Source organism: Sulfitobacter sp. HI0129 (assembly GCF_001635395.1).
Classification (GTDB): Bacteria; Pseudomonadota; Alphaproteobacteria; order Rhodobacterales; family Rhodobacteraceae; genus Sulfitobacter.
This window is the reverse complement of the sequence record NZ_LWGH01000516.1, coordinates 1-5,462: the sequence shown is the minus strand read 5'-3', so window position 1 is coordinate 5,462 and position 5,462 is coordinate 1. Positions and strand designations below refer to the sequence as shown.

5 protein-coding genes and 1 tRNA gene are annotated in these 5,462 nt (G+C 66.2%); 5 read left to right on the top strand and 1 reads right to left on the bottom strand.

Annotated elements, in window-relative coordinates:
• Positions 1-24: 24 nt before the first annotated feature.
• Positions 25-1,203, top strand: coding sequence for a M24 family metallopeptidase (locus A3764_RS14110; protein ID WP_269084716.1), 1,179 nt, complete (start codon positions 25-27; stop codon positions 1,201-1,203).
• The gene (locus A3764_RS14105; protein ID WP_067919527.1) at positions 1,200-1,970 is read left to right on the top strand and encodes a maleate cis-trans isomerase family protein; all 771 of its coding nucleotides are present in this window, start codon (positions 1,200-1,202) and stop codon (positions 1,968-1,970) included. The genes A3764_RS14110 and A3764_RS14105 overlap by 4 nt, the downstream gene beginning before the upstream one ends.
• Here A3764_RS14105 and A3764_RS14100 read toward each other — a convergent pair.
• On the bottom strand, positions 1,946-3,460 hold the full coding sequence (locus A3764_RS14100) for a malonate--CoA ligase (RefSeq protein WP_067919529.1): 1,515 nt from the start codon (positions 3,458-3,460) through the stop codon (positions 1,946-1,948). The two genes, A3764_RS14105 and A3764_RS14100, sit on opposite strands and share 25 nt — an antisense overlap.
• Before the next feature lie 147 nt (positions 3,461-3,607).
• Here A3764_RS14100 and A3764_RS14095 point away from each other — a divergent pair, with 147 nt between their 5' ends.
• The 3 genes from A3764_RS14095 to A3764_RS14085 all read left to right on the top strand — a co-directional run.
• Positions 3,608-4,393, top strand: coding sequence for an enoyl-CoA hydratase/isomerase family protein (locus A3764_RS14095; protein WP_067919530.1), 786 nt, complete (start codon positions 3,608-3,610; stop codon positions 4,391-4,393).
• A gap of 103 nt (positions 4,394-4,496) precedes the next feature.
• Positions 4,497-4,570: transfer RNA gene (locus tag A3764_RS14090), tRNA-Gly, on the top strand.
• Between the two features lie 117 nt (positions 4,571-4,687).
• Positions 4,688-5,462 (top strand): ABC transporter transmembrane domain-containing protein (locus A3764_RS14085; protein ID WP_269085024.1); only part of this gene is annotated, 775 nt, incomplete at its 3' end.

Here is a 5,462-nt window from a genome sequence, read left to right as displayed (position 1 = left end):
TATCCTGAGCGAAGGGCCGGAGGGGTGAGAGCCGCGCGCCCCTGCGATGCCCCGGCACCCCGTGGCTTTGCCGAGGCGGAATATGTGGCACGGACCAAGGCCGCCCAGGCCGCCATGGCGCGGGCCGGTCTTGGCGCGCTGTTGCTGACGACAGAGGCCGATCTGCGGTATTTCACCGGCTTCCTGACCCGGTTCTGGGAAAGCCCCACGCGGCCCTGGTTCCTTGTTCTGCCTGCGCAAGGCGACCCCATCGCCGTCATCCCCGCCATCGGGGCGGCGCTGATGGCGCGGACATGGGTGCGCGACATTCGCACATGGCGCGCGCCCGATCCCGCCGACGATGGCGTCAGCCTGCTGGCCGATACGCTGAACGAGGTCGCGGCAGGTGCCCCCGTCGGTACCCCGATGGGGCTGGAAAGCCACCTGCGCATGCCCTTGGCAGACTGGCATCGGGTAACGCAGGCATTGCGCGGTCCCGTGGTGCCGGACGGGGGCATCGTGGCAGGGCTGCGGGCCGTGAAATCGCCCGCCGAGGTCGCGAAGATCGAAACGGCCTGCGCCATCGCGGGGCGGACCTTTGACCGGGTGGGCAACTTCGCCGCCGAAGGGGTGCCGCTTTCGCGCGTGTTTCGCGAATTTCAGCGTACGGCGCTGGAGGAAGGCGCGGATTGGGTGCCCTATCTCGCCGGGGGCGCGGGGCCGGGGGGCTATGCAGATGTCATCTCCCCCGCTTCGGGCGATCCGTTGATGCGGGGCGATGTGTTGATGCTGGACACCGGACTGGTCCATGACGGCTACTTTTGCGACTTTGACCGTAACTTCTGTATCGGTTCAGCGTCAGCGCCGGTGCGCGCAGGCCTTGCGCGGTTGATCGATGCGGTCGATGCGGCGGCTGAGGCGATCCGCCCGAACCAGACTCGCGCAGCTGACATCTTCCGCATCATGGACAATGTGGTCACGAAGGGCGCGGGCGGGACGGAGGCGGGAAGGCTCGGTCACGGCCTGGGCATGCAGTTGACCGAAGGGCTATCGCTCATTCCGGGCGACGTTACCGTCCTGCGGCCCGGGATGGTGCTGACGCTGGAACCGGGGATCGACATGGGCGACGGCAGGATATTGGTTCACGAAGAGGATATCCTCGTTACCGAAACGGGCTGCAGGTTCCTGTCGCCGCGCGCAGGCCGCGAACCGGTGATCCTGTGACACGCTTTGCCTATGATACGACGCCAGCCGCCAAAGCCGCACTGGGCCTCGTGGTGTTGCAGGCCGATGAAACGCTGGAGCTTGATTTCCGCCGGATGCTGGCGCCTGACGTGCCTTTCTACACCAGCCGTGTCCCGAGCGGAGAGGAGGTGACGCCCGAGACCCTGCAAGCAATGGCGGACCACCTCAGCCGCGCGGCTGGCCTGCTGCCGGGGGGCGCGCCCATCGCCGCGATCGGCTACGGCTGTACCTCCGGCGCGGCGCAAATCGGGACGGAACGGGTGGCGGAACTGATCCGTGCGGGCCGCGCGACGGACGGGGTGAGCGAACCGGTCACCGCGCTTGTCACCGCGTGCCGCGCTTTGGGCCTGCGCTCGCTCGCCTTCCTGTCGCCCTATACGGCAAAGGTTTCGGACCGGCTGCGGGACGTGCTGCGCGAGCAGGGTATCGAGACCCCCCGCTTCGGGTCGTTCGAGGAAGCGGAAGAGGCCCGCGTTGTGCGCATCGCCCCCGCCTCCATCCGGGATGCCGCCGTCGAACTGGCGCGGCAAGGGGCGGTCGATGCGGTCTTTCTGTCCTGTACCAACCTTCGCACGCTCGACCTGATCGAGGAGGTGGAGCGTGCGACCGGGCTGCCCTGCCTGTCGAGCAATCAGGTCCTCTGCTGGCATCTGGCGCAGCTGGCACGGATCACGGCGGATGTGCCCGGCAGGCTCGGGCGTTTGCCCGTCGCGCCGCCGGGTCAGTCGCTGAGCAGCCCGGCGTAGGTGTCGCGCAGAACGTTCTTCTGCACCTTGCCCATCGTGTTGCGCGGTAGCGCGTCCACCACCACGAAGCGGCGCGGGATCTTGTAGCGGGCCAGCTTGCCTTCGATCGCGGCAGGTATCGCATCCACGTCCGGGCGTTTGTCTTCCGCCGCGACCAATATGCCGACGGGCGCTTCGCCCAGGTCCGGATGCGGCACGCCGATCACGGCGCTTTCCACCACCCCGGGCAGTTCGTCCAGCACCAGTTCGACCTCCTTGGGGTAGATGTTGTACCCTCCCGAAATGATCAGGTCCTTCCCCCGGCCCACGATCTGCACGTAGCCGTCTTCGTCGATGCAGCCCAGATCCCCGGTGATGAAAAACCCGTCCTCCCGCAGTTCGGCGGCGGTCTTTTCCGGCATGTTCCAGTAGCCCTGAAACACGTTCGGCCCGCGCACTTCGATCACGCCAACGTCGCCGGTGGGCAGGGTCGCGCCGGTGTCGGGATCCGTGACCTTCAGTTCCACGCCGGGAAGCGGCAGGCCGACCGTACCGGCGCGGCGCTCACCATCGTAGGGGTTCGATGTGTTCATGTTGGTTTCCGTCATCCCGTAGCGTTCGAGGATGCGGTGCCCGGTACGTTCCTCGAACCGGGCATGGGTTTCCGCCAGCAGAGGTGCACTGCCGGAGACGAAAAGCCGCATATGCGCCGTGCGGTCGGCGGTGAAATCGGGCGACTCCAGCAGGCGGGTGTAGAAGGTCGGCACCCCCATGAGCGCCGTGGCCTGCGGCATGAAGCGAATCAACTGCTCAGGGTCGGGCCGGGGCAAGAAGATCATGCCACCGCCCGCCAGCAGGATTACGTTGGTCGCCACGAAAAGCCCGTGGGTATGAAAGATCGGCAGGGCATGCAGCAGGACATCCGCCGAGGTGAAAGCCCATTCCTCCGTCAGGGTGCGGGCGTTGGACAGCAGGTTGCCCTGGCTCAGCATCGCGCCCTTGGAGCGCCCGGTGGTGCCGGACGTATAGAGAAAGGCGGCCAGATCCGATTCTGTCCGCGCGACGGTGTCGAAGCGGTCGGGCTGCTTTTGCGCGGCATCCCGCAGGCTGCCCGCGCCTGTGCCGCTCATGGTTTCCAATCGCGCGCCGCTGCGTTCCGCGATCGGTTTCAGCGCCTCTTGCGCCTGCGGATCGCAGACCAGCAGGCGGGCGCCGGAATCCGACACGAAATATTCCACCTCGGCGGCGGTATAGGCCGGGTTGAGGGGCAGAAAGATCAGACCCGCCTGCACACAGGCCGCATAGAGCGCCAGCGCATCCGCCGATTTGCCCACCTGTACCGCCACCCTGTCCCCGGGGGACAGGCCCATCGCGGTAAAGACGTTGGCATAGCGCGCCGCCACCGCCACGAAACCGGCATAGCTGATCAGGTGACCATCCGGCAGGTACAGAAACGGTGTCTTGTTGGTGGCGTGACGGCCGAAAAGTTCATCGTAAAGTGGGTTCGCCATGGGCATCCTTCAGATCAACGCAGAGCCGAATTTGCGACAATAGAGCCGGAGCGTAAAGGGTTTAGCGACAGCGCGCGGCCAAGGGGGTGGCACGGCGGGGTCCCCCGCATGTAAGGAGGAGCGACATAATGCACCGGGAGGAAACAGATGGACTACGAGACGATGCAGCTCGAGATCGACGACGGAGTCGCCACGATCACGATCGAACGCAAGGACAGTCCCGCGAATGCGCTCAACGCGCGCATGGCGGAAGAGCTGCTGGACGCCGGGATCCGTTGCGGTGCCCCGGATGTCCGCGCGGTTCTCGTGACGGGCCGGGGCCGGATGTTCTGCGGCGGCGGCGATCTGGCGGAAATGGATGCGGCAGAGGACAAGCACGCCCATCTGACCCGCATGGCGACGCTGCTGCACGCGGGTCTTTCACGGCTCGCGCATATCGATGCCCCGGTGATCATGGCGCTGAACGGCACGGCGGGGGGCGGGGGTTTCTCGCTGGCCCTGTCCGGTGATTACGTCATCGCCTCTGACAAGGCGAAATTCGTATCGGCCTATACGTCCTCGGGGCTGACGCCGGATGGGTCATCGACCTATTACCTCGCCAAACATGTGGGATTGCTGCGCGCGAAGGAGCTGATGTTCACCAACCGCGTGCTGACCGCAGAGGAAGCCCGCGATTGGGGCATCGTCAACCGCGTCGTGCCTGCGGACGATCTGCTGCCGGAAGCCACGGCCATGGCGCGCCGGATGGCGCAGGGCCCGACAAAGGCATATGGCGGCGTGAAACGGCTGCTCGACACCGCCTTTTCAGCCGGGCTGGAAAGCCAGATGGACAAGGAGACCCGTTCCATCGCCGACATGATGCGCAGCGAGGACGGACCGGCGGGTATCGCGGCCTTCCTTGCCAAGAAAGAACCCACGTTCGAGGGGCGCTAGGCGTTGTCCGGACGGGCCGGGAAGGGCCGCTGAAAGGGTCAATCCGAGGGTGCGCTCGCCCTTGACGGGGCGGGCGGGCTGGCATATCCCAAGGGTCGGTCTTGCGGGCGTTGTGTAATGGTAAGACCTCAGCCTTCCAAGCTGATGATACGGGTTCGATTCCCGTCGCCCGCTCCACTCCCTTCCCAGTTCTGCACTCCATATTGGGCATGTCCCGGGCTCGGCCTGCGACAGTCGCGTTCTTGACGCGCTGGTCACGTATTGTCATGAAGCGGCAGCCCAGAAGGAGCCGCAATGCCCCCCAGAAACGCGCCCCCGAGCACCTCCGCGCGCGAAGAACGCGCAGCTTCCCGCAGGGTCGGCGCATTGCGCGCGCTTGCGCCCTTCATACGGCCCTATCGCGGATTGATGGCGGCGGCCGTGCTGGCGCTCGTCTCTACTGCGGTTATCTCGCTCACCTTGCCACTCGCGGTGCGGCGGGTCGTGGACAATTTCGGCACCGGCGCGACCGAATTGCTGGACCAGTATTTTCTGGCGGCGCTCATCATCGCGGGGCTGCTCGCCGTGGGGACGGGGCTGCGCTATGCGCTCGTGACGCGGCTGGGCGAACGGGTCGTGGCCGACATCCGGCGCGCGGTCTTCGACCGCGTCATCGGCATGAGCCCGGCCTTCTACGAACGGATCATGACGGGCGAAGTCCTGAGCCGGATCACGACGGATACGACGCTGATCCTGTCCGTGATCGGGTCATCCGTATCCATCGCGTTGCGCAATCTGCTGATTTTCGTCGGCGGGCTGGGGCTGATGATGGCAACCTCGCCCAAGCTTACGGGGCTCGTGCTGCTGATCGTGCCTGCGGTGGTGGTGCCGATCCTTACGCTGGGCCGCAGGTTGCGGGTCATCAGCCGCGAAAATCAGGACTGGATCGCGGCCAGTTCGGGCAATGCCTCCGAAAGCCTCGGCGCAGTGCAGACCGTGCAGGCCTTCACCCAGGAAGCCCCCAGCCGGGCGCGTTTCGCCCAGATGACCGAAAGCTCCTATGAGGCGGCGCGGCGGCGGATCCGCACCC

Excerpts from the sequence above, each read along its gene's own strand:
- A3764_RS14100 (WP_067919529.1), bottom strand. The coding sequence starts at position 3,460 with ATGGCGAACCCACTTTACGATGAACTTTTCGGCCGTCACGCCACCAAC.
- A3764_RS14095 (WP_067919530.1), top strand. The coding sequence starts at position 3,608 with ATGGACTACGAGACGATGCAGCTCGAGATCGACGACGGAGTCGCCACG.